Genomic DNA, 25,421 nt, shown 5'->3' with positions numbered 1-25,421 from the left:
ACCTAACTTAGCATAGAATCACGAAGGATTGCGATGAAATATATCACTGCCCTTATGCTTTACATAAGTGTAATGTGCGCAAATGATTTTATAGACTTTAACAAGCTAGAAGAAGAATTTTATGTCTATATGCCTACAAACAAATATGTAATGAGCCTTGATGAATTTATGACGCGTGTGGAGAAAAATTCTATCAATCTTGCAAAATCTCGTGCAATGGCACAAGCCCTTACCTATGAGGGCAAAGCAATGCGTGCGTGGAATAGCTCATACCTTGAAGTGGAAACTAATCGCGTAAAATCGCCAAGCGGTGGCACGGAACTTGAAAGCACATTTTTGCTTACGCTTACACCTCGTTTGCCGTGGGTGAGCTACACACTCTCACAAAGCTACCAAAACAAGATTCTAAGGCAAGAAAAAGTATATGAACTCACAAGGCGACTAGCGATAATTAGCGCAAAAAGATTGTATTTGGACTATCTCGTCTTAAACGAGCAGTATCACATCTATACCACACGTTATGAAAACGCAAAGAATCAGATTAAAATCTCACAAGAACAATACGAAGCCGGGCGCATTAGCAAATCACAATATTTGTTTTTCAAAAGCGACTTTTTGGCTACAAAGGTAGCACTAAAAACCCTGCATACAGAGCTTATAAACACGCTCAATGCGCTCAAAGTGATTCTTGGTGTAAATACAACAGACAGCAACATCAATGTAAATGGGCTGCAGTTTGATTATCTTAGCCTTGATGATGCAGGGCTTGAAAAGACATTAGAACAGAATCTTTACCTTGATATAGTGAGCCTAGACATCAAAGACTATCAATACAGCGCAAAGCTCGCCTCTCAAAATCGCTTTGACGCACTGGAGATTGGCGGCGGATTTAATAGCGCCGAATCGAGCGATGGCATTATGTTGAAAATTAAAGTCCCCATTCCTTTAACCACCAAATACGGCAATCAAAAGGCGATGTATCTAGCGTTACAAAGTGGTTCTATACGCGAAAGCGAGATTCTAAAGGCTTCGTTGCTGATGAATGCAAAGTCATATTTGGAGCAACTCTATACAAAAAAGGAGGTTATTGCTCTTGCAAAGGATAATGAAAATAATCGTGCGGAGCTAAGTGAAATATCGCGCATTGGCTATGAGGCAGGTAAAACAAGTGCGTTTGAATACTTAAGTGTGAAAAATAATCACCTTGATGCGATGATTGCCACCACGCAGGCAAAGCGCGACTATGTTTTAACGCTCTCTATGCTTGAAGAAACTCTAAGTCTCGTCTTAAATATACCTAGCACAAAGGACAAACAATGAAAGAATATCTGTGCTTTATCCCGCTATTATGCACCCAGTTTATGTTTGCTGCAAGCGAAATCGTTATTTCACAGGAGCAAGTGGCAAAAAATGGTATTAAAATTATCCCGCTCAATCAAGCCTTTAACACTAAGGGTGTGCCTTTCAATGCTCTTATTGACTTTGACGACAAGAGCTCCAGCACGCAAAGTTCGAGCTTTGAGACAATCGTGGTGAATATCTATAAACGCGAGGGGGAGAGTGTAAATGAGGGGGATTTGATTTGCGATATTAGCTCCAATGAGTTGAGTGCGCTCTTTTTTGAGCTCACAAACACACGCGAGCGACTCAAAATCGCTAAAGAAAACGAGGCAAAGGATAAATCCCTATATAAAGCCGGTGTGATTTCCAAGCGGGAATATCAATTAAGCTACCTCGCAATGAATGAATTGCGTTTAAAATTGAATGAAATCCAATCAAAGCTTGATTTACTGGGCATTGACCCGCAGTTCATCAAAAATGGCTCACAGGGCAGATATGGCTTTCCTGTGGTAGCAAAAACTTCGGGGATTCTATCCGTTGCCCCCAAACAAAGCGGTGAGAAAATCGGGGCTTTCACGCCCTATGTGAGAATCTCAAAAGTAAGCGATAATGCAACAAGCAATTTGCTTGGACACATTAAAATCCCTTTACACTTATCACACAATATCCAAAAGGGTTCGCCTGTCTTTGATGATGATGGCAATAAAATTGGGGAGGTTGAAACTATGTCAGTAGTCATTGATAAAGTCTCAAACACTATTCTTGCCATTGCCAATATCCGCGACACAAATCTTAAAGTCGGTGAGATGATAGAAGTATATATTGATGGCTTACTGCCTAAGGGCACGATTCTTATCCCCTCATCTGCAGTCATAAAAAATGGCAATGATTATTTTATATTTGTGCAGAGTGCCAAAGGGTTTAAGCCCACCAAGATTCATAAGGTTGAAGAGAGAGACAATGGTTTTGTCATTGATCCAAAAGGTTTAAATGCCCAGATGAAGATCGCCACAGGCAATATTATCAGCCTAAAAGGTATGATGGACGGACTTGGGAGTGAATAATGCTAGCAAAAATTATAGAATTTTCCCTTAAACAACGTATGATTGTGGTGCTAAGCGCAATCATACTTTTTATTTTTGGCACATATTCATTTTTTACAATCCCCATTGATGCATTTCCAGATGTCTCCTCCACACAAGTAAAAATTATTCTTAAAGCCCCCGGGATGGCACCAGAAGAAGTAGAGAATCGTGTTGTGCGTCCATTAGAGCTAGAATTACTAGGGCTTCCTAATCAAAAGAGTTTGCGTAGTCTTTCAAAATATGGACTTGCTGATATTACAATTGACTTTAACGATGGCACAGATATTTATCTTGCACGTAATATGGTGAATGAAAAACTCTCTACCACATTAGGGGATTTGCCTAATGGTGTGAGTGGCGGACTTGCACCGATTGTAACTCCCCTAAGTGATATGTTTATGTTCACTCTTGAAAGTAGCGACAATTCCATATCAGAAGCACAAAAAAGGCAGCTACTTGATTTTACCATTCGCCCCGCTTTGCGTAATATCAAAGGTGTTGCCGATGTGAATCGCTTAGGCGGATATACTAAAGCGATTGTAGTCGTTCCAGACTTTGATGATATGGCGCGACTTGGCATTACAATTAGTGATTTGCAAGATGCACTTGATGCAAATCTTAAAAATGATGGTGCAGGACGCGTAACACGGGACAATGAGAATTTCCTTGTAAAAGTGCAAACGGGCGCAACAAATATAGAAGAGATTAAAAATATCTCTGTCATTACCAAATCTGGCTATGTGCGTATAAGAGATTTTTGCGATGTGATTGAAAATCATATGACGCGGCTTGGACTTACAACAATAGATGGTAAAAGCGAGACAACATTGGGTTTAGTGCTTTCTCTCAAAGGAGCAAATTCACGCGATGCAATTAGAGAAATTAAAATTAGAATGGAAGAGCTTAAGACAGAATTACCCGAGAATCTAGAATTGCGTGTTTTTTATGATAGGTCTGAACTCACGCAAAAAGCAGTCAATAATGTCATTAAAACGCTTGTGGAAGCCATTGTGCTTATCGTTATTTTACTTTTTTTGTTTTTGGGTGATGTGCGTGCGGCGGTAGCTGTAAGCGTAATTTTACCTTTATCTATCGCTTTTGCTTTCGTAATGATGCGCCACTATGGCATTTCAGCAAACCTGATGAGTCTTGGAGGATTAGCAATTGCTGTTGGAATCTTGGTAGATTCTGCAGTTGTAAATGTTGAAAATGCCTTTGAAAAGCTAAGTCTCACTAAAAATTCACCAAAACTGCATACCATTTATCGTGCGTGTAAAGAAATATCTGTCTCTGTCTTTAGCGGCATTATTATCATTATCATCTTTTTTGTGCCTATCCTTACACTTGAAGGTTTAGAGGGGAAATTTTTTGTCCCTCTTGCACAAACAATCGTATTTGCGTTACTTGGCTCACTTTTGCTTTCAATGACGGTTATTCCTGTAATTAGCTCCTTTGTGCTTAAAGCGACAGAGCATCACGAAACCAAATTAACACAATTTTTTCATAAAATGTATGCCCCGATGCTCCATTTTGCACTTACAAGAACAAAATTACTGCTTATAAGTGCGATATGTTTTCTTATCTTTAGCTTCTCACTCTTTCCGCTTATTGGAAGTGCCTTTATGCCGACTTTGCAAGAGGGTGATTTGGTGCTGAATATTGAATCTAGCCCCTCTATTTCTTTAGAGCAAAGTCGAGATGTAATGCTCCTTATGCAAAAAGAATTACTCGCTAGAGTGCCTGAAATTAAAAGTGTAGTTACGCGCACAGGAACTGATGAAGTGGGGCTTGACCCAGCAGGTTTCAACCAAAGTGATGTTTTTGTATCCTTTAAGCCAAAAGAAGAATGGCAAGCAAAAAATATGGAAGAGATTGAGGATAAAATACGCGAAGTTGCAAGTGAATTTAAAGGTATGAATATTGCACTTGTGCAGCCAATTGATATGAGAATCTCCGAAATGCTTACCGGTGTGCGTGGGGATTTAGCTATTAAAATCTTTGGCTTAGAAATTGATAAACTTAATGAGCTAAGCTCACAAATTGTAGATATTCTTAAAGATATTAAAGGCTCTGCTGAAGTTTTTACTACGCTTAATAAAGGGGTGAATTGCCTCTATGTAAAACCTTGGCAGTCCGTAATGGCAAATACTGGTATTTCAAGTGATGAATTTACAAAATTTATGCGCTCAAGCTTAGAGGGTATTATCGTAACCTACATTCCACAAGGCTTTGCGAGAATCCCCGTCATCATTCGTCAAGATGCTGATATTGCAAGTGATATTACAAAATTGAAGAGTTTGCAAATGAGCTCTCTTGATGGAAATCCTGTGCCTATTAGCTCAATTGCCGACATTCAAGAAGTTGATAGTCCTGTACAGATTCAAAGAGAGCAATCAAAACGTTATAGCGTAGTGAGAAGCAATGTAATGGGGAGAGACTTGGGCGGATTTGTTCAAGAAGCAAAGGAGAAAATTGCCGCACAAGTGCAATTGCCGGAGGGATATTCTATCACTTATGGTGGGCAGTTTGAAAATCAACAACGCGCGAATAAAAGGCTTTCCACCGTTATTCCTCTAAGTATCCTTGCTATCTTTTTTATCCTTTTCTTTACTTTCAAGTCTATTTCTCTTTCCTTGCTGATTTTGCTTAATATCCCCTTTGCGGTTACCGGTGGGCTTATATCACTTTTCTTATCGGGCGAATATATATCTGTCCCGGCTTCCGTGGGCTTTATCGCGCTTTTTGGTATCGCAGTGCTTAATGGTGTGGTAATGGTGGGATATTTCTTGCATTTGCTTAAGGAGGGATATAGTCTTGAAGATACTATTGTCATTGGAGCAAAAAGGCGGTTACGCCCGGTGCTAATGACTGCATTTATCGCAGGGCTTGGGCTTATCCCAATGCTGCTCTCTTCGGGCGTTGGGAGTGAAGTGCAAAAACCTCTCGCTATCGTGGTGTTAGGAGGGCTTGTAACTTCCTCAATGTTAACACTGCTTATCTTGCCGCCACTTTTTAGAATCGTAGTGCGAAAATTCGGCGTGTAGGATTATGTGAATTTTTTTCTTTTTTAGATATATCAAGATTCTTTATGATTACTTGCGTATTTTTTATAATAAATGCACTTATTATATAAAGGCAAAAACTACATTGAAAATCCAAGGTATATCAATTCTAAACTTGCCTTTAGTCAAATGCAGGGTTACATATACTCTGTATGCAAGTGTAACCCCTCGCGTAAAATCAAAGTCATTTCGCGTTTGAAATCAAAGTGAGGGATTTTACTTTGATTTCAAACATTAAATTTAAGTAAATAATCCCCAGCAGTAAAACTAGCCCTTTAAGCCTCTTATCCCTAACCTTTAAAAAGCTCTATAATTACTTACTATACGCATTAAATTAAAACACATTAAAAGCTTTTTAAAGCCTTATGTTCATTCCCTCACATTTCATTACTTTTTCTCATCTTTGTGCTACTCTCACTCTCACATTTGCTACAATCACTTATTTATTATAAGGATTCACAGTAAGATTTTTGTCTAAAAATATGTGGATTTTCTCTATTTTTTGCAAGATTCTTATCTTTTATAAATACAAAATTTACTTAAATTCAAATTTTAAAGCAAAAAATAAGGTTTGGGATATGAGGAGCTCATATGTCCCATTCCAAGAAACTTGACAAGATTCAAAGTCAAAGTGCATTTGAAATTTACGAAAACCTTTGTGAGTATTTTCAAACAAACAAGAATCCCAAAATCTTTATGTTTTTTATCTCACTTGTCAAACTCTCCAATGCTAAACAAAACACAAATATTTTCTTTAATATCCTAGAAATGTCTTATAAGTTTGATGTATGTGAAAAGACAATCAAGATATGGCTCAAAGAACTCGAAAGATTGGAACTTATTAGATTCAATTTTACAAGAAAGCAATTATATTTTTTGAATGTGCTAGACTACAAAGAATCGAGGGTTTATAAATCACTTCATACGCAAGAAGCCACAAATAAAATTCCGCAAGAGCTACCGACAAGATTCTACAAGAATGTTCAACAAATTATGAGAGAAATATCTCGCAAATGCGCTCACCAAACACTAATGCTCGACAATGAGATATGGAGGCTTAAAAATCTTAGTCGCAAGGATAAAAAAATATCCAAATACAAGGTTATTTTGCTGGAGTTGCAAAACATACAGGATAGTAGTTTTTATACAAGCATCACATATCAACAACTTACACAAAAATCCTTGCCACCTATCAACAATCCATACCACCTAAGAATCATTAAGTCAAACATAAAAAAATCACTAGAGCTATTAAGCTCGTAAATCACAAAAAAGGAGACACAATGAACACAACACAACATAATAAACACTCAAAGGCTTTAATCCTTGTAGCTATTGCTTTTGTTTTAATTCCTGAACTTGCATTAAGCGCGGATTTAAACTCAATGGTTTCAAAGATTTTTAATTGGGTGCAGACTGCCCTTACAGCTATTGGCACACTTATCATCGTAGCAGTAGGTATCTATTTTCTTAAGAATCTTGAACGCTGGAAAGAAATTTTTATTCAATGCGTTGGTATCATCGCGGCTACCTTACTTATTATGAACGCACAAGCTATCTCTCAATGGGCGTTTAACTAATGCTACGCATAAATTCTATTGAAACGGAAAATATTAGAGAGCTTACCAAAAAAGAAAAGCTACTAAGGCTTAACTTCAAGTCGTGGGTTATATCCGTAATGAGTGGGCTTATTACACAGCCCCACATTGGTATTTATGCCTTTGTGTTTTTCTTTTTTCTCATCATATTTTTCTACATCATAGAATTTTTTGATGATGACATTATAGACATTGCATTTGCTACATTGCAGATGAAAACAAATGTTAGCACATACTACCCATAAAGAATCGGTGATGAGCAAATTTGTTTTTTATATGCGAAAGGTTTTGAACTTAAAGAATCTTGTAATGCTCTATAAAATCATTGTGTTTCTTGTGGTTTTGGCGTGTATAAGTGCGAGTTTTTATCTTGGACTACTTAACACAGGCAAAAACGAACCTCATACCTCCAACAAGATAAGGCAAGTGCTATGAATGTAACAGAAACAATAAAAAAGTGGATTCTTAACTTAGTTTTTGAATCTTTACCCAATCAATACTCAATGTGTGAGGAGAATAACATTCTAGCCTTGTATGATGAAGAGCTAATCATCACTAAGAGCGAAAATTTTGTAGCAGGTATCACGCTTGAGGGTTTTAATTACAATGCAATTAGCGAGGACGGACTGATTAATACTTTAATTGACAGGATTAATGCCCTAAATGCGCTAAGTGATGATGTCGAAGCTAGAATTATTGTAAAGCGGAGAGAGCTTGTTTATAACAGAGAGTATAAAATAGATAATCAATACGCGGAACTTATCGTTAATAAGTGGGAAAGTGGGCAAAATGTCTTTACGAATGCCTATTATATCATATTTGAAACCAAAAATAAGGGAGCTAAGGGCTTTTTAGAAAAGAAAAAACTTGAAATGACAACCTCAATCAAAGAGGATAAGGCAAATAATCTTACTTATGTTAATAAAATAGCTATTCTTAAAGCCACAATAGAGCGTTATTTTTCTACATTGAGTCTCTATACACCTAAAAAAATGACCTCCACAGAGCTGCTACGCTTTTATGCTGAATATATAAATGGCGTATATGTGCCATTTACAGCTACAAATGGCTTGTTGAGTGATAGTTATATTGGCAGTAAAGTAAGCTTTCACAAAGATTATTTTATACAAGAGTTTAATAATTACCAAGTTTTTAATCGCTTCATCGGTATTAAGGCTTATGATAACGAGCAAATCTCAAGCCTTACATTATCGACCATACTCCATAGCTCCTATGAACTTGATGTATATCTAAGTATAGATTCTATTTCAAAAGAAAGGGCGCAGAGTAAGATTAAGGACAAAATCAAACTTGCACCTAGCTTTGCCAAAGAGCAGCTAAGAGAGTTAAAAGAGTTTATAGATTCTGATAGGTTGAATATGCAGAACTTTTCTTATGCGATTCTAGTCAAAGCTAAAAATAAAGAGATTCTAAATGAAGCCTCTAGCAAAATCCTCAATCATCTCAAAAATGCTGGCATTATCGCTGTTATCGAAACACTAAATATGCAACCTACATTTTTTAGTATGTTCCCTAACAAAAGCTTTTTGAATGCACGAAAGAGAATCCATACAAGCAAAACTATATCATCTATGATTCTATTTGAAAAAGAATATATAGGACAAACAGAAAATTCTTGGGGAGCAACACCCGTAACACTCTTTAAAAATCAAAGTATGTCGCCATTCTTATTTAATTTTCACGCGGACAATAGCAATAAAGTAGTAGGGCATACAATGATAGTAGGAGGCACGGGAGCAGGTAAGACAACGCTCGTTTCTTTCCTTATGGCAAATCTATTCAAGTATGATATAGACATACTCGCACTTGATAGGTTAAATGGCTTATACAGCGTTACAGAATTTTTAAATGGAGAATATAACAATGGCGAGGATTTCTATATCAACCCTTGCTCCCTACCCTATGATAGTGAAAATATCACATTCCTAAGCTCGTGGCTTAATGTGATGATAGGACTAAATAGTGAGGCTACAAATGCAGAGGAAGCACAAAAGGTAAAAGCGGTTGAAAAAGTTATAAGAGATTTGTATCACAATCTCTCGCCACAAGGTATTTCTTTCTCCCTCAAGGACATAAGAGAAGCGATTACAAAAACAGGTGATGAACATATCCCGTTGCAACTCGATAGATACCTAGAAAATCCGCTTTTTAACAAGCACAGCGATACGCTAGAGTTTAAAAGGAGACTTACTACACTGAATATGGATTTCATTGTAGAAAATGAAAAAGACGCAGGACTTGTCGCACATTATCTTTTTCATAAAATCATCTACAAAGCAAAGAATCAAGATAAAGGATTTTTTGTATTTATTGATGAGTTTAAATCATATCTCCACAACCCAACATTCAACGAAAGAATTAATCTTACACTTACACAAGCTAGAAAGCTTAATGGTGTAATTACTATGGCATTCCAAGATATGCACCAGCTTGACAATGTTAAAAATGCAGATTCTTTTATAAGAAACCTAGCACATATCATCATCTTTCCCACAAAAGACATAGAGATTTTTAACAAATACAACATTCCACTTGCAGAGAATGAGATTAATTTTTTGATAAACACAGGACAAAATGAAAGAAAGGTGCTTATCAAGAATCTCATCAACAACGAGCATAGCAATATCGTTGATGTGAATCTTGATAAATTAGGCAAATATCTCAAAATCCTAAGCTCTGATTCTGATGTAGTGCAAAAGATTAAAAAGCTAAAACTTAACTCTCATATGTGGAAAGAGGAGTTTTTAAATGGATATTTATGATTTTATAATAACACTCTTTCAAAAAGTAGCAGAGGGTTTTGCAACAGGAATGTTAAATGCCCTTACTGAAGTGATGAAAGTAAAAATTCTCTTTAATCTTATTGGTATGATAGTTATCATTACTTTCGCAGTGAAAAAGTTACAAGAGGGCGATTTTTTTACTTGGAAGAATCTCACACAAATCATTTTGATGATGCTCTATGTAGGATTCTTTAATTGGGCAGTTGAAAATCCCAAAATATATATGGAATACTTTGGAAATTTAATCTCCTATCCCGCAGAGACTCTAACCACACATATTTCGCATTCCACTCTGCAACAAGTTCAATCCTCGCCACAAATTCAAAGTGCTGTAGGCTACCTTATACAAAAAACCTTTGACGCGAGTATTCAAATCGTCATTGTGTCCGCACCCGAATTTTCGTGGGGAAGCTTTAAAGGGCAGTTTTTAGCCCTTTTTGCTGCTATCGTATATTTTGTATGCACAATGATTTTTATCATAGTCGTATTGCTTGTGATATTAGTAGCTGAATTACAAATATTAATATGGAAAGCTTTAGCACTCTTGATGATAGCCTTAATGTTTTTGCCACAAACAAGAAAAATGGTAGGAAGCTACATAATATATATTGTGGGGCTTACTCTATATAAGCCTCTAGTTCTTGTAATGTGCTTTTTTAACTTTTCTGTGGCTGATTATATTTTAACAAATATGCCAAGCAGAAATGAATTGCTTAAGGGCAAAGATATGATTACCGCGTGGGTGAAAGATATTGCAGTAGAAACAACCATTATAGGCTACATCGGTGTGGGTATTATTGGCTGTTTTATATGTGTATATCTTGTAAAGCAAGTGCCTAGTTTCATTAATCAAGTCATTGGTGCTGGTGGTAGTGTGGGTGCAGGAATCGCACAAGCAGGTGCAAAAGCATTAGGTATGACAACAGGTGGTGCGGCTGGTATGGCAGCTGGTGCAGTAGGAGGAATGGCAAAAAGCGGTTATCAAGGTGGAGGTGGTGGTATCGGTGGATTAGCAAGTGCCGCAAGTGCCTTAGTAACAGGAGGTTTAAGCAATGCCTCCTTTAAAGGCGCAGGTGGAAAACAGCTAGGGCAAAAAATTAATGACGCCATTAACAAAACAAAAGGAGGCAGCAAAGCTAATGATTTGGTTTCAAAAGGCGTAAGTGCAGGAAGCAATACTGCTAAAGAACTAACCAACAAGATTATGGGAAAGAATAATAAATAAAAAGGAGAAATAATGAAAAAGACAATCTATGCTGGAATCCTATCACTCATATTCATTGCGTTTTATAGTGGTTGTGCAGCAATGCAAGATTCTAAGAGTTATGAGATGAAAAAAAGCCCTTGTGCTTGTATGAGCCATCATATCGCATAAGATAAAAGAGTAATTTATGAGTGATATAAGGCAGGAGATAGAATCTACACAAGAACAAGAGAGCCTCATTGATGTAGAAAAAGAATTTCATAGTGAGCCAAAGCAAGAGGAAAAAAAATTATCCCCATATTTGCAAAAGCTACAAGAGGGCATTAAAAACTTTAATATGCCACACCATATCAAAATTGATACCATTTTTGACACAATCAAAGACGCTCACACTATTTTTGCAATAGAGAAAAAGACTTATGATTTTGTGCTTAATCTCAACAAGTTGCTTATAGCTCTCGTCATTATATTAAGCATTCTTATTATTTCTTTATTCCCCTTAAAAGAGAAAGAACCCTATCTCATAGGATTTTCTAATGCCTCCCAAAACTTTGTGCATATAGAAAGAGCTAATGAAACTATCACCGCTAATGAAGCCCTCATAAGAAGCCTTATAGGTGCGTATATCATTAACAGGGAGACAATAAATCATTTTGATGATACCGAGCGGTATGAAATAGTAAGAACACAAAGCAGTTACAAAGTATGGAAAATCTTTGAAAACATCGTAGCACAAGAAGCTTCTGTATATGGCAATACAAACCTTACACGCTCCGTTAAAGTGGTAAATATCGCTAAATGGAAAAATGGATATGCCAATGCAGAAGTAAGCATATCTTTGTATGCTTTAGGTGTCTTACAAAGCCAAAAACGCTACAAGATTACCCTAATGTATAAGTTTAATACCTTAGATATTGACTTTGAATCTCTACCCAAGAATCCAACAGGTTTTGAGGTGCAAGAATACGCTGTAACAGAAATTGCCACTATTAAAGAGTTAGAAGAAGAAAACAAAGTTAATCCTAAAGATTCTAAGTCAAAAATCAAGCTCAACGAAAAAAACCAAATAGATTCAAATGACCTACTAAAAGAAGCTTATCAATTCAAAGAAGAAAAAGAAAAGAAAAAAGCGCAAGAAGTGGATTATAAAAATCTCACTCCTAGCGAAAAAAATAAGATTTTAGCAGAGGAGGTTAAGGCTATGAAAAAAGCTCAAGAGGAAAAAATCAAGCAAGAGGAGGCAAAAAAACAACAAAACACCCAAAGCGTAGAAAGTAGCTTGAATAGCCCAAATCCATTTTTAGACTAAGGAGAACACAATGTTAGGAATATTTTTAGGAACAATCGTAGGTATTTTGTATTTCACATACAAACCACTATTTAAGCACCTCAAAGAGCAATCATACTCCCCAAAAAAGCTTTATATAAGCATTAAAGACAATGCAGAAGTAAGAGAGGAGTTTAAAAGCTTTTCATACTTGCAAATGCAGAGCATAAAGCAGTTTTTAGCGAAGTTTCAAAAAAAAGAGGAAGTAGATATAAGTAAAGAAACGACTTATAAGGTTGAATCGCAAGAGAACACAGAACCTAACGCCGTGCAAGATGAGGCAAAAGAAGCCAACAAGGAGCAAAAATGAGAAAAATCATTTTAGCACTCGGTTTTTGTTTAGGCAGTTTGTGTGCCCAAAATTCACCTTTTGCAGATACACCACAGCAAAAACCATTTTATGATGAGGACGGAAGCGTATTCAGTGATGAGGATTTTGAGAGTGGCGAAATGTCGGGCAATGCTCACACCGACAAGATGATGTTTTTAGATTCTGTGCAAAAACACTTTTGGAATCCTAGACGAAAATTGCAAGACAACAATATGAATATCTTGCATAAAGACGGCGATACACATATGATACGCACGAGATATGCAATGATAAGCACCATTATCTTTGATAATGACCCTATCGCAAAAGTGATTTTTGGGGACCCAAATGGCTTTGAAGTAACAGAGTTAGGTAGTGAAAAATGGGATTTAAGAAATGTGCTCACCATTAAACCAAAACTCATTGGTATAGATACAAACCTTACTATCATCGGCGAGAGTGGCACGATTTATACATTCTACATCTTTTCAACACACTTTACTAATCGTAGAAACCCAGCCTTTACTATCTTTGTAAGCAAAGACCGCAAAATAGGTAAGATTGCTATGCAAAGCACAGACAATAAAAACAAAAAAGATAAGAAAAAAGATGATAACAATTACAAGCGAATCGAATTTGAAGCCATAGAGGAAGATGACGGCGAATTTCTTACCATAGGCGACAATATCAATAAAATCCATATTGAAAAGGCAAAAATCAAGCGTGGATACGCGCAAATCCCCAAAGCAAAGCGCACTTGGAAAAGCTTATGGCTCAACAAAGAACAATCCCCTGAATCTATCAAAATGCAAGCTATTGATATTTTTAATGACAACGAATATACATACTTCAAATTTGATAGAGAGGATGCAATGTCTAAATTCCCCGTTGTGTTTAAAGTCGTAGATGACTACGATAATCCTGTGAATGTCAAAATCGTAGGCAACTACCTCGTTGCAGAGGATTTAAGCGAGAAATGGACTTTAAAAATGGGTGATGAGTATGTATGTGTAAGAATGCTTACAAAGCCGACTATCATCAAAGAAAAAGTAGATAAAGCAGAAACAGAGGCAACAGATACAGAATCCACACCAAAGGAAACCAAAAAAACACAATCACAGCCCAAAATGCAGCCCTTAAAAAAGCCAAAAATAGAAAAAGTGGAACAAAAGGGAAGCATAGACAACAGGAACAAGGAAGAACTTATCAAGCGCAACCAAGAGCGCATTAAAGAACTCGAAGCACTGCAAAAAAAATCAAAAGAACAAAATATGCACTAAGGGGTGATTGTGTGGGTTTTTAAGAAAAAAGCGATTATTGTTTTTCTCATAGCATTTGTGTGCTTTATGATTCTTATACAAGCATTTATTGCAAGTGATGATGAGCTAGACGAACTAGAGAGTAAATTTCCACTTGAAGATTATCTCTTTGCAGATTCTAAAGAAAAGGCAGAGATTGAAAGGCTAAAAGCGGAGCTAGAGAGTGAAAAATCACAGAAAGAGCAAAACTTTCTACAAATTGATAATAGCCTTAAGCAATTGCAAGAACAATTAAACACCCAACAAAAAAGCAATGAACCTAGCCTTTATCAAAACCTTTATGACGACAAAGGCAATACCATTCCCTTAGATAACAATGGAGAGCCTATACTCCACACCCGCGATGGACAAAGAGTATTTCTTGATGAAAACGCCAAGCCTTATACGCTTGATGAAAACAATAGCAAAATAGCCCTAGATAAAAGCATACCCATTGTTAGCGCAAATGGTAATCCTATGAGCCGTGATAGTGAGGGGAGAATCATATTTAAAGACAGCGAGGGCAATAATGTGTATGTAGAAAAAGATAAAAAGGTTACCACAGACAAGAACGGCAATCTCACATATGAGGACAACAAGGGGAATTATGAAATACACGATAAAAACGGCAATATGATAGAAAAGGGCAATAAAATTCCTCTAGCTCCTACCAAAAATCCTATACCAAAGCTGCAAGGGCAAGAAAGAGAAAAGGATTTGTATCTCTATGATGAAGACGGCAACATCGTAGGCGATAGTGTCGCAGTAGAAAATCAAAAGTTTGACCCAAAGTTAGCAGATTCTAAACAAAAGAATATTAACAGCATTCTAGCTTCACGCTTTGAAAGTGAAGAGGTTGAAAAGCCCAAGAAAAAGCTTGAATATGGTGTAGATGAATTTACTAACCTAGACGACAAAGATGAGGGAAGTAACGAGCATAAACTCTTGCGCACTATTACAGCGGATAGAATGATACCTGCATTCTTAGTGCGCCCCATTTCGTCTCAACTTGCGGGTAATGTAGTCGCGCAAGTAGAAAGTAATATTTACGGAGCTATGGGGCGTGTAGTGCTTATCCCCAAAGGCTCACGCGTTATAGGATTCTACCAAAGCAACAACAAAATAGGAGAATACCGCTTAGAAGTAATATGGACGAGAATCATTACGCCACACGGCATTAACATTTTACTTACCAATGCAAAAGGTGCAGATGTTAAAGGCTATAACGGCTTAGTGGGTGAAGTGCATTCTAGGAATTTTCAACGCTACGGCATACCTATGACCTTATCTACTCTTTCAAATGGGCTACTTCTTGCCGTCAATGCCAAAACTGCTTCAGCAAACAATCAAAGCGATTTAAGTCAAGCATATATGACAGCACAGATTCTATCAGGTATGAGGCAAGATGTCTCTACTATCATTCAAAGAATCGTGCAAGAGCAGATGAAAATTCAACCAATCATTACAATACGAGAAGGTTCAAGGATTTTTATCGCACCTTCACAAGATATTTTTATACCCATACCAAAAAATAGAGAAACTCTAGCCCGTTTCTTTAGAGAAGAATCTCAAATCACAGATGAGGAGGAAAACACAAATGAGTAAAAACATAATGCTTTTTGCATTACAAACAGAAAAAATCTCAAAATCACAAACAAGGAGGAAACAACAATGAAACATCACAATATAAAAAGCATAATACTTCTTTTATTCTGCATAAATATCTCTTATGCAAACATTGACATTTACTTAGAGGACGAAATTAATTTCACAAACTCACAAGGCGTTGTGAGCGCAAATGTAATGCACAGCAACCAGCAATTTCAGGCATTTGGAACTTATAAGTTGGAAAAAGACTTAAAGGTAGTCTTTGTCATCGATAGGATAATGAAAGGACAAAAATTATCCTTGCTTGAGAAAAAACCACAAGTTACAAAACGCATAAAAAGTAGAAATAGCAAATTAGTAAAAGGCACAAAGCTTACACTCAAAGGTGAAAATCAAAAAGAGTTTAGAGACTTTGCAGAGCAGATTAAACAACTCGAAAATGGGAGCAATAACACACAGGTTAATAGAAACAATAAAATGCCATCTACTCAAGGCGGTGGTAGTAGTGGTAACCCAAGTGGTAGTGGTGGCGGTAGTATAGGCAATATAAGTGTCGGTAGTGGTGGCAGCAATGGCTCAAGTAATATTCCTTATGCTATACCCTCTATTACTACCACCACAACAAACCCAGACGGAAGCACAAGCACAAAGATTTGGAGTTCTCAATTTTGTGAAGTGCCTGAATTTTTAGAAAATGCCATTAAATTAAGCGTTGTAGATAAAGACGGAAGCTGCGTTGAAAAAATGGCAGTGCGCGATGACACAAAATGTGAATACAGATATGATTTTGCCAATGGAAAAGCCATTAAACAAACGCAATTCTACTATGTAGATAATGAAAGCAAAGTGCAAAATGTAGGTGATTGTGTAGATTTAGTAGGTGCAGAATATCAAGCAGAGTTATACAAAGATGATACGCGCTGTAAGCTTGAGCATACCGATAAAGACTATGGCGGAGGTAAAGGAAGCTTTTTTGTAACGCAGATTCTCTTTCGTGGCATTGATGGACTAATTCACGAAGCTACGGATTGCATTGCTTATGGCAATATCAAAGAGGAGTTAGTCGAGCATATAACAGATGATACCAAAAAAGAAGCGCAAAGAGTAGTCAATCAGTATTATATAGACCCATACACACAAGAAAAAATCTATATCACAAAAGGTGTAAGAACAGACGCTGTATTTAAGTATGTAGAATCTCCGTGTGGCGAATGGCAAATGGACGATACATTACTTCAGGGCAAAAAAAGAACACAGATTGCCTTTTATGATAATGTAGAATATGCACAATTTAATGTAACAAGTTGTGATTTTTCAACGCAAGGTGGCAAGAAAAGCGAATATATCCTCCCTTATCAAAATCTAAGCTCCACTTATAAAGAGCAAGAGTTAAGTAGAGAAGCAAAAGACTATTCTTTCACAAAAGAAGTGCAAGGGAGTGGTTGGACTACATCAAATAGTTGGCAATGCGGGTTTAAAAAATGCTCCTGCACGGGCTATAAAAAGAATAAAATATTTATTGGGCAAACTAAATGGACTACTGATTATGTAACGAAAGATGTAACTGCCTATGATGTATATTTGCGTCCAGACGGCACAGAATACAAGAAAAATCTAAGCCCTAATGGCGAAACTTTTACAAGAATAGATAGAGAAATGGTGATACACCAAAACAATTTCAATCTCCCTGATGATTGGTTTAGGAACTACGAAATCAAAGAGGGATTTTACGAAGACAAGCAAATACAACAAAGCCCCGAGTTTAATCAATGGGTGCAAAAAAACTACCGAGATAATGCAACTTGCCAAAATTATAGCGTGTGGAATCCTGACACTAAATGCGGTGATGGCTCAATTACTTGCACAAAATGGTTCAATTACATAATGCCAAAATAAATACAAAGGAGATTCTATGAAAACATAAGAACAAATGGAAAACATCACAAAAAGCAAATACATTATAATAGAAAGGAGACACACACAATGGAAAACAACACACCAAACTCAGAAAATAAAGATGAGTTCAGCAATTTGCTTTTATCTATTGATAAGAAAAACCAAGAGATAAAAATAATGGAAACCATTAAAAAGGAAGTAAAAGAGCTTCAAGTTCTTATTGCAAAAGTAGAAAGTAAAAAGCTCAAAATCAAAAAGCTTACAGAATCCGCAAATTTAAGCTTATAAGGGATATGTAATGCGCTCAAAACTATTAGATGTTCTTTTGTTGAAGCTTGAGAAATATCTCACTATGGATATTAACGAAATATGTTTTAACAAGGAGGGTGAGCTTTGGCTTGGTAAGAATGGTAATTATGAAATAGTGAAAGATGAGGAACTAGATGAGCGATTTTTGCTTAATTTTTGCGAACAATTAGCGACTGCACGAAATCTATTTTTTAATATCGAAGTGCCTCATCTTTCTTGCTCCATTCCACATACGAGATATAGAGTAAATGCGTTGCACCCAAGCATTACTGCGACTAATAACATTAGCATTAATATTAGAATCCCAAGTGATTCTAAATTTCCCATAGAAAGCTTTTTTATCAATGAAAATTGCAACTACACCTATGAAGACTTAAAAGGCTTTGTGCGTGATAAAAAGAATATTTTAATCAGCGGTGGAACAGCCACAGGCAAGACATCATTTGCAAATTCATTGATAGAGGAGATTGATATTAATGAGCGTATTATCACTATCGAAGATTCTCCAGAGCTTCACATCAAAAACCTTAATAAAGTGCAAATTGTAGTAAGCAAAAATGAATCTGCTAATTACACTTACGAAAAAGCCCTAAACGATTCTATGAGAATGTCGCCCGATAGGCTACTTGTAGGTGAGCTTGACACGCGCAATACGCTACTCTTTTTACGCTTAAACAATACAGGACATAGTGGTTCAATCTCTACCCTACACGCTAATAGCGTTGAGGATTCTATCCACGCTATCACTATGAATACAAAATTTAGTGGCATAAATGCGAGTGATGAAACAATCATTGACTACTTCATATCGGCTATTGACTATGTCATACAAATACGGCGCACAAGCAAAGGGCGAGAAGTCTTTAATGTGCTAAATGTTAAACAAGATTTAAAGCGCATACTTGCAAATAAGCACATATAAAGGGGCAATTATGAAAGAAATCAATTACAATAAAAAGCAAATCACGGGGAAAAGAACGCACCTTGTTTTAAGTAAGGAAGCATATCTTGCGCTCAAAACACAAAAAGAAAAGTTAGGTATCTCCAATACTACACAATACATAGAATCTTTGCTTCTACTTACGCAAGATAAAAACGGCGAAACTACTTTTGATAATGCCAACAAGCTTTATGATAAGCTCACAAGCCTTATTAACTTCAACAAAAAACTATTTCTTGACCTAAACGCTACTTTTAGCAATATCAATCAAATAGCTTACAAGTTCAATCTCGCGCATATCAACGGGGAATTAAATGACATCGTTACAAAAGAGATTCATAAAGAAGTCAATGAAAGTCTCTCCAAAGTTAAAGTAGAGCTAATAGACTTAAGGATTCTTACAAAACATATTATCAATATGCTCGAAAACAAACAACAATCACTTAAAAGAAAGAGGTAAATATGGATATACTAAGAAACAAAAAACTTTATCCCTTATATTTTCTTGTAGCGATAGCAAGTGTGCCATTAACATTTTTATATTGTTTGCATAAGTTTTTTGCAATTAATGATATAGAAGAGCTTTTGCATTTTGCTATGCTTATCATCGATAATATAGGGCAAAGAAGCTTTAAATTTGATGTCTATTTGGCAATTATTCTCTCCTTTTTCCCTCCCATTTTTATATTGATGATTTTAAAAACCAAAAAGCAAGTTACCACGCACGGCAAGGCGCGTTGGGCTAATAGAAATGACATAGAAAAAACGGATTTTGTGTTAAGCAAATTTATCATTGATACCCTAGCCTTATTCAATCCGCTTAATTTTTATCCGTTTTCAAAATGGTTTCAAACCTTTAGAAAATGGCTTGATTTTGGATTTGTAACAAAAACACCAATGCTAGACGCAAACTTTAGTAGGGGCGGTTTTCTACTAGGGCTTTACAAAGACCTATGGAGTAGTAAAAAGGTATATTATGACGCACCTTTATCAGCTCTCATTGTAGCACCGCCCGGAGCTGGAAAATCTACCGCCGTAGCTATACCAAATTTACTAACACTCCCCACAAGTTGTGTGGTGCTAGATATTAAAGGGGAATTGTGTGATTTAACCGCAGGTTATCGCCAAAAAGCCCTAAAGAATGAGATATATGTCTTTAATCCATTTGGAGCAGATAATAACCTTAAGTTTAATCCATTTGATAAGAAAATCGTCTCAAAGCTTGATTTTAATGCTAAAAAGAAGCTCGTTGATGAGATTGCTAATACCATTTTTGTGGAAGAACAAGGACAAGACCCTCACTGGATAGCCAAAGCAAAAGAGCTTTTTACATTTTATGCCCTTTATGATGTTTGCACTAAGAACGAATCAGATTTTTTTAGTATCGCAAACGCCCCAATAAAAGATTATAAGCCACTTATACACGAAAAAAGTCCTTACTATAATCAGTTATGGGATTTTGATGAGAAAACGGGCAAAAGGGTAGAGATAGCAGATGTGAATCCACAAAAGCTATTCTACAAACAATGCGCCGACCAAAAATATGCAGACATTAATAACCCACTTAATTGGAAAGAGGAAACCTACGAGGAGATACAAGCAAACAAAGAAAGAGGCGAAAATGTCCTTGATGAAGTAGTAAGAAACTATGCAAGAGCGTGGGCAGAGGGAAATGATGAGGAATTTGGTTCTATTAAATCCACATTCAATAGAGTGATGGCAGTTTTCAATTCTTATCAAGTGAGAGATGCTACAAACGCAATGAGTTTTGAATACGAGGATTTAAGAAAGAAAAATATCACGCTCTACATAAAAATCGCACAAACAGATATTGATACTCTCAAATCACTTATCCGTGTGCTATTAGAAAGCATTGCTAAAAATCTTATGACAAAAGAAAGCAAAAAGCCAAATGAGCGCATATATCTCGTGCTAGATGAGTTTATTCGCTTTGGTAAAATGCCTTTCTTGCTTGAAATGCCCGCACTTTGTAGGAGCTATGGTGTTGTGCCACTCTATATTACGCAAAGCTATGGACTCATTAAAAAGTATTATGGAGAAGATGATTTAAAAACAATGACAGACACAATCGCCTTTCAAATACTTTTTAAAATGAATGACGCAGATTCTGCAGAAAATGTTTCAAAACAAATAGGTAAATATACTCGAGAAAATAGAAGCCATAGCACAAAAGACGGAAGTCTTGCCTTTGGAGGCACTTCAAGCTATTCAATGGAGGGAACAGAACTTATAACCGCGCAAGATATTTTAAATATTCCACAAGATGAGATTATCATACTCATATCGGGCTTTAAAGCAAAGCCTTTGAAACTCAAGGCGGGATATTTCTTTAAAGACAAAGAAATGCTAAAACGCCTTAGTTGGAATTACGACCCTAGCAATAGTAAATTGCTAGGTAATACTACACAGGAAAAAGCGCAGGATTCTAACAAAGCTCCGCTACAAACGACACAAATATCTCTGCAAGAAAAAGCTAATGCGCCACAAGAAATTAACAGAGAGATAAGAGAACAAGCCGCACTCAAAGCCATAGAGGATAGGCAAAAGCTTGATGATGAGTTAAATAGCAAAACATTTGATGAGATAGAAGCCGAAATACAAAGACTTAAAGAGCAAGAAAACAAAGAATATGCCTACACAATAGGGGATAAGCACATTAATGCTGTGCTAAATACACAAATATCTAATTCCACTGCTCCTTTGCTCGTGCCTCTAAGCACTCATAAACAGATAAAACAAGATACACAGGTGTTGCGACAATATGGCTTTCATCTCAAAATCACTAATGAGATTCTAGAAAAGGCACTTCAAAAAAGGAGAGAAAATGAAAAGAATTAGAGTCATCGATACAAAACAGATGAAAATGTTTTTTGGAAAAGAAGCACTAGAATTAGCCAATGGAGCAGACACAGAAAACTTGATTATTGACAACTTACTAGGCTTTGACAAAGAGGGTAAGGAGGTATATGAGAGGGATTTTGTGAAAAACAGACAAGAGGTAGTCTTTTTAGCAACAAATCATCATATAAAAATACTAAACACGCTCACGCTTGTAGGCAATTCACATAGAGATAATCTCGAAAGATTATTCTAAATCATCACAAAGGAGAACACAATGCCATTAATTATTATTGAATCACCAAACAAAGTAGCAAAGATTAAAGCTATCACAGGCTATGAAGTCATAGCGACCATAGGACATTTTATGAATCTTAAGACAATCGACATAGAAAAAGACTACACACCCGTATTTGAATATGACGATTCTAAGAAAAAGCGTATTACTCAAGCCATAGAAAAGGCAAAAGGGCAAGATGTGTATATTGCCTCTGACCCAGATAGAGAGGGATATGCTATTGGCTATATGTTTTATCAAAAGATTAAAAATGTGGCAAAAAATATCTATCGTGCAGAGTTCCACGAAATCACGCCAAGCGGTATAAAACAAGGTTTAGCAAATGCAAAACTTTTTGCTGATACAAACTTTAATTATTATCAAAGCTATTTAGGGCGTAGAGTAGCGGACCAGCTTATAGGCTTCATACTCTCGCCCTATCTTACAAAAGCATTAGAATATAACAACAAGACCACATTAAGCGCGGGACGAGTGCAAACACCTACACTATCACTCATCACAAATAGGGAACAGGAGATAAAAGATTTTGAAACTCTGAGTGAGGAAGACAAAAAAGAATATGCCCTACAAACCATAAGCAATATTGCGGGTAAAAGAATCGCCTTTAAGCATATCGTGGATAACAAAGAAATAAAATATCCTACAAAGCAGGAGTTAGAATCTAGCCTTGCAGAGATTAAGGACATAAATAAAGCCCTCATATATAAAATTGAAAAACAAGAAACAAAAACTAATCCACCAAAGCCATTTACTACTAGCAAACTACTCAAAAAAGCAAGTAAAATTATGGGGATTAGCACCAAAGACATACAAAATCTAGCACAAGAACTTTTTGCAAAAGGGCTCATTACCTATATTCGCACAGACGCAGAATCTCTATCAAAAGAATTTTTGCAAGAAGCACAAGCTTTTTGGCAAGGTATTTATCCTAATATATACCAATACACAGAGTATAAGGCAGGTAAAAATTCTCAAGCAGAAGCGCACGAGGCTATACGCGTTACACACCCACATAAATATGAGGATATAGACAGCATTTGCGACAAAGAGAATTTAACTCCCAAACATAAATCTCTTTACGAGATTATTTTTAAAAACACTCTTAGCTCACAAGCAAAACCAGCAGTTTATGAAAGGCTCAATGTCTCTATCAAAATCAAAATGACAGATTTCAAAATGAGCTTTAGAAAACTTGTTGAAAAAGGTTTTTTGGACCTTTTCAATGATGAAAACGAGGACGAACACGACCAAGATGAAATTGCTTCATTCCCTTATAAAGAGGGAGATTTTATAGATATAAATGAAATAAGCATAAAAGAGATTAATAAATCTGCACCAAAACGCTATTTAGAAGCAGACTTCATAGAAGTAATGGAAAGAGCAGGAATAGGCAGACCTAGCACTTACGCTACATTTTTGCCATTACTGCTCAACAAGGGCTACATTACTATTTCAAATGACAAAAAGAGAGAAATTGTGCCTACTCCTCTTGGAGTATCCGTTATAAACTTCTTTAAGAAAGATAAGAATGCGTGGATTCTTGACTTAAATTATACAAAGCAAATGGAAGATTACTTAGATGAAATAAGTAATGGCGCAAAAACATACCTCGAATATATAAAACAGACTCATCAAAGCGTAGGCTTTGCACCACTTAAGAATGAATCTAGTGAGAAAAAAGAATATCCTAGTAGCGCAGGGCAAATTGCTTTTTGTAAATCCATAGCAGAGCAACTAAACATAGAACTACCAAATGGATATGAAAAGGATTACAGAATTGCAAGTAAGTTTATCAACGATAATAAGGCAAAACTACCCAAGAAAGCAAAGGACTAAGAATGAAAATACCATATATGGCAAAAAGAATATTAAAGAAACAAGGCACGATAGGAATCCTAATCTTGCTTTGCCTAAGTGTCATCTTTACAATAATTGATAAAGAAAGTATATTCGACACACTAAGTAAAGAAATAAGCGGTAAAGTGATAAAAATCTATGACGGAGATACTATCACTTTACTACACGATAATAAAAGGCTAAAGATAAGGCTTTATGGTATAGACGCACCCGAATCTAACCAAAATTATGGAAGAGAATCGCAAGAAAATCTACTTAATCTCTGCCCTTTAGATTCTCAAGCAACCTTAAAAATAAAAGATAAAGATAAATACGGGCGCATTGTAGCCATTGTGCTATGCAATGATATTAATGTAAATGCTGAACAAGTAAAAAATGGTTATGCGTGGGCATATAGAGAATATTCTAATGCTTATACACATTTAGAAATTAAAGCAAGAGTAGAAAAAAAAGGATTATGGAGACAAAAGAATCCTGTCAAACCGAGTGAATTTAGAAAAAATCTAATAAGGGATAAAGTGTTGTAAATAGCGGTATTTGTGTGATTATAGGGCTTTATCTACCCTATAATGCACTTACAAAAAAAATAAAAAGGAGGAAACATTGTGAGAAAGAGAAATTTCAAGATACTTCAATCAGTAGTGGGATATTTAGCTCTTCTTGTAGTTTCTATTGTGTGTCTTTATACATTCACATTCCCCACATTAGTTGTTTTATTGTTATGCGGCATTGTGTTTGTTGTGTATGTAACACAAAAATTTATTATATTCTTAAAAGGGAGGATAAGCAAATGCTTACTAAAAGATTAATCTTAATTGGCACATTATTCTTTGCAGGAGGGATTTATGCGCAAACAATAGAGGAAGAGATACAGAGGCTAAAAGAGGAAATTAGATTCTTAGAAACACAACATCAAAGTGAAGAGTTGGAACTGCCACAACCCTTTGAAGACATACCAAACAAGAAAAACTTTCTTGCCTTTTGTGGGGGAGAATATAAAAACACAGGTTGCTTTGTAGGTGCAGAATTAGGTATAGCACCAAGTGTTAATAATTATTTAAGCATTGATTATGATTTTAGCTCAAGTAAAAGTTTAGCTACCCCTTTCAACCTTATTTTTGGGTATCAATATTACTTTACTCACAATATGGGGGTTAATCTCAAAGGCTATATAGGATATGCAAAATACGATTCAGATATGACGCTAAATGACGGCACAGATTCTAAACTTAAATCCTATGCTATTCATTATGGTATAGACTTATCATACCTGTATGATTTTATCTCAATCTCTAGGCACACATTTGGGTTTAATGCTTCAGTAGGATATGAGTTTAGCTCTTTTTCTAGCTCATTTGTAACACCTGATGAAATGGGTAGTGGCATAACAGAGATAAAACTTAAGTCTTATAATACCTCAAGTGTTACCATAAGCTACGGGGTGCATTACTTTTTAAATAGCAGTCATCAATTTTGGCTTACATACAAATATCGCAATTACTCCTCTAGCAATGGGAGTATGTTGCAAGATGATGTAATCGTAAATTATGGGAATAAACCGACAAACTCATTTAATTTCGCTTATGTGTATAAGTTTTAGCCAATAGGCATAAACAATTATAACA

22 protein-coding genes and 1 pseudogene are annotated in these 25,421 nt (G+C 36.1%); all 23 read left to right on the top strand.

Translation table 11 applies throughout. The features are described 5' to 3' along the window. Positions 1 to 33: 33 nt before the first annotated feature. The 23 genes and pseudogenes from LS67_RS01510 to LS67_RS01405 all read left to right on the top strand — a co-directional run bounded on the left by LS67_RS01510 (position 34) and on the right by LS67_RS01405 (position 25,396). A complete protein-coding gene (locus LS67_RS01510; RefSeq protein WP_034327039.1) occupies positions 34 to 1,320 on the top strand; it encodes a TolC family protein in 1,287 nt (428 codons plus the stop codon). After that, complete coding sequence (locus LS67_RS01505) at positions 1,317 to 2,405, top strand: efflux RND transporter periplasmic adaptor subunit (RefSeq protein WP_034327041.1); 1,089 nt, start codon at positions 1,317 to 1,319, stop codon at positions 2,403 to 2,405. Before LS67_RS01510 ends, LS67_RS01505 begins: the two co-directional genes overlap by 4 nt. Then, positions 2,405 to 5,470: an efflux RND transporter permease subunit gene (locus tag LS67_RS01500; protein WP_034327043.1), complete on the top strand. Its 3,066-nt coding sequence runs from the start codon at positions 2,405 to 2,407 to the stop codon at positions 5,468 to 5,470. Before LS67_RS01505 ends, LS67_RS01500 begins: the two co-directional genes overlap by 1 nt. A gap of 609 nt (positions 5,471 to 6,079) precedes the next feature. Further along, the gene (locus tag LS67_RS01495; protein ID WP_034327045.1) at positions 6,080 to 6,751 is read left to right on the top strand and encodes a hypothetical protein; all 672 of its coding nucleotides are present in this window, start codon (positions 6,080 to 6,082) and stop codon (positions 6,749 to 6,751) included. A gap of 20 nt (positions 6,752 to 6,771) precedes the next feature. Further along, the gene (locus LS67_RS01490; protein WP_034327046.1) at positions 6,772 to 7,068 is read left to right on the top strand and encodes a TrbC/VirB2 family protein; all 297 of its coding nucleotides are present in this window, start codon (positions 6,772 to 6,774) and stop codon (positions 7,066 to 7,068) included. Next, entirely contained in the window at positions 7,068 to 7,331 is a 264-nt protein-coding gene (locus tag LS67_RS01485) for a hypothetical protein (RefSeq protein WP_034327047.1), read from the top strand. Before LS67_RS01490 ends, LS67_RS01485 begins: the two co-directional genes overlap by 1 nt. Positions 7,332 to 7,341: 10 nt before the next feature. After that, positions 7,342 to 7,521 (top strand): hypothetical protein, encoded by a 180-nt coding sequence (locus LS67_RS01480; RefSeq protein ID WP_034327048.1) that lies wholly within the window; start codon positions 7,342 to 7,344, stop codon positions 7,519 to 7,521. Next, on the top strand, positions 7,518 to 9,869 hold the full coding sequence (locus LS67_RS01475) for an FtsK/SpoIIIE domain-containing protein (protein WP_034327049.1): 2,352 nt from the start codon (positions 7,518 to 7,520) through the stop codon (positions 9,867 to 9,869). Before LS67_RS01480 ends, LS67_RS01475 begins: the two co-directional genes overlap by 4 nt. Beyond that, complete coding sequence (locus LS67_RS01470) at positions 9,856 to 11,115, top strand: type IV secretion system protein (RefSeq protein WP_034327050.1); 1,260 nt, start codon at positions 9,856 to 9,858, stop codon at positions 11,113 to 11,115. The genes LS67_RS01475 and LS67_RS01470 overlap by 14 nt, the downstream gene beginning before the upstream one ends. Positions 11,116 to 11,127: 12 nt before the next feature. Further along, positions 11,128 to 11,265 (top strand): hypothetical protein, encoded by a 138-nt coding sequence (locus LS67_RS09545; RefSeq protein ID WP_161594466.1) that lies wholly within the window; start codon positions 11,128 to 11,130, stop codon positions 11,263 to 11,265. 16 nt (positions 11,266 to 11,281) lie between these two features. Then, complete coding sequence (locus LS67_RS01465) at positions 11,282 to 12,403, top strand: VirB8/TrbF family protein (RefSeq protein WP_081947968.1); 1,122 nt, start codon at positions 11,282 to 11,284, stop codon at positions 12,401 to 12,403. Positions 12,404 to 12,413: 10 nt separating this feature from the next. Continuing rightward, positions 12,414 to 12,731, top strand: a complete 318-nt coding sequence (locus LS67_RS01460) for a hypothetical protein (RefSeq protein WP_052057439.1) — start codon at positions 12,414 to 12,416, stop codon at positions 12,729 to 12,731. Further along, positions 12,728 to 14,011 (top strand): TrbG/VirB9 family P-type conjugative transfer protein, encoded by a 1,284-nt coding sequence (locus tag LS67_RS01455; protein ID WP_034327051.1) that lies wholly within the window; start codon positions 12,728 to 12,730, stop codon positions 14,009 to 14,011. Before LS67_RS01460 ends, LS67_RS01455 begins: the two co-directional genes overlap by 4 nt. Before the next feature lie 66 nt (positions 14,012 to 14,077). After that, a complete protein-coding gene (locus LS67_RS01450) occupies positions 14,078 to 15,634 on the top strand; it encodes a DNA type IV secretion system protein ComB10 (RefSeq protein ID WP_081947970.1) in 1,557 nt (518 codons plus the stop codon). 66 nt (positions 15,635 to 15,700) lie between these two features. Beyond that, positions 15,701 to 17,533 (top strand): hypothetical protein, encoded by a 1,833-nt coding sequence (locus tag LS67_RS01445; protein ID WP_201273684.1) that lies wholly within the window; start codon positions 15,701 to 15,703, stop codon positions 17,531 to 17,533. A gap of 87 nt (positions 17,534 to 17,620) precedes the next feature. Beyond that, positions 17,621 to 17,821: a hypothetical protein gene (locus LS67_RS01440; RefSeq protein ID WP_034327052.1), complete on the top strand. Its 201-nt coding sequence runs from the start codon at positions 17,621 to 17,623 to the stop codon at positions 17,819 to 17,821. A gap of 10 nt (positions 17,822 to 17,831) precedes the next feature. Then, positions 17,832 to 18,764: an ATPase, T2SS/T4P/T4SS family gene (locus LS67_RS01435; protein ID WP_034327053.1), complete on the top strand. Its 933-nt coding sequence runs from the start codon at positions 17,832 to 17,834 to the stop codon at positions 18,762 to 18,764. A gap of 10 nt (positions 18,765 to 18,774) precedes the next feature. Then, entirely contained in the window at positions 18,775 to 19,242 is a 468-nt protein-coding gene (locus LS67_RS01430; RefSeq protein ID WP_034327054.1) for a hypothetical protein, read from the top strand. Between the two features lie 2 nt (positions 19,243 to 19,244). Continuing rightward, positions 19,245 to 21,194, top strand: a pseudogene (locus LS67_RS01425) (type IV secretory system conjugative DNA transfer family protein); the annotation flags it as partial. A 433-nt stretch (positions 21,195 to 21,627) separates the two neighbouring features. After that, complete coding sequence (locus LS67_RS01420; RefSeq protein WP_034327376.1) at positions 21,628 to 21,897, top strand: hypothetical protein; 270 nt, start codon at positions 21,628 to 21,630, stop codon at positions 21,895 to 21,897. 21 nt (positions 21,898 to 21,918) lie between these two features. Beyond that, positions 21,919 to 23,775 carry a type IA DNA topoisomerase gene (locus LS67_RS01415; RefSeq protein ID WP_034327379.1) on the top strand — a complete coding sequence of 619 codons (1,857 nt, stop codon included), beginning with the start codon at positions 21,919 to 21,921 and terminating at the stop codon, positions 23,773 to 23,775. A 2-nt stretch (positions 23,776 to 23,777) separates the two neighbouring features. After that, the gene (locus LS67_RS01410; RefSeq protein WP_052057444.1) at positions 23,778 to 24,323 is read left to right on the top strand and encodes a thermonuclease family protein; all 546 of its coding nucleotides are present in this window, start codon (positions 23,778 to 23,780) and stop codon (positions 24,321 to 24,323) included. 263 nt (positions 24,324 to 24,586) lie between these two features. Further along, on the top strand, positions 24,587 to 25,396 hold the full coding sequence (locus tag LS67_RS01405; protein WP_052057447.1) for an outer membrane beta-barrel protein: 810 nt from the start codon (positions 24,587 to 24,589) through the stop codon (positions 25,394 to 25,396). Positions 25,397 to 25,421: the final 25 nt, after the last annotated feature.

This window comes from Helicobacter sp. MIT 03-1616 (assembly GCF_000765685.2).
Taxonomy (GTDB): domain Bacteria; phylum Campylobacterota; class Campylobacteria; order Campylobacterales; family Helicobacteraceae; genus Helicobacter_C; species Helicobacter_C typhlonius.
This window is presented reverse-complemented; position numbering and strand designations above follow the sequence as displayed.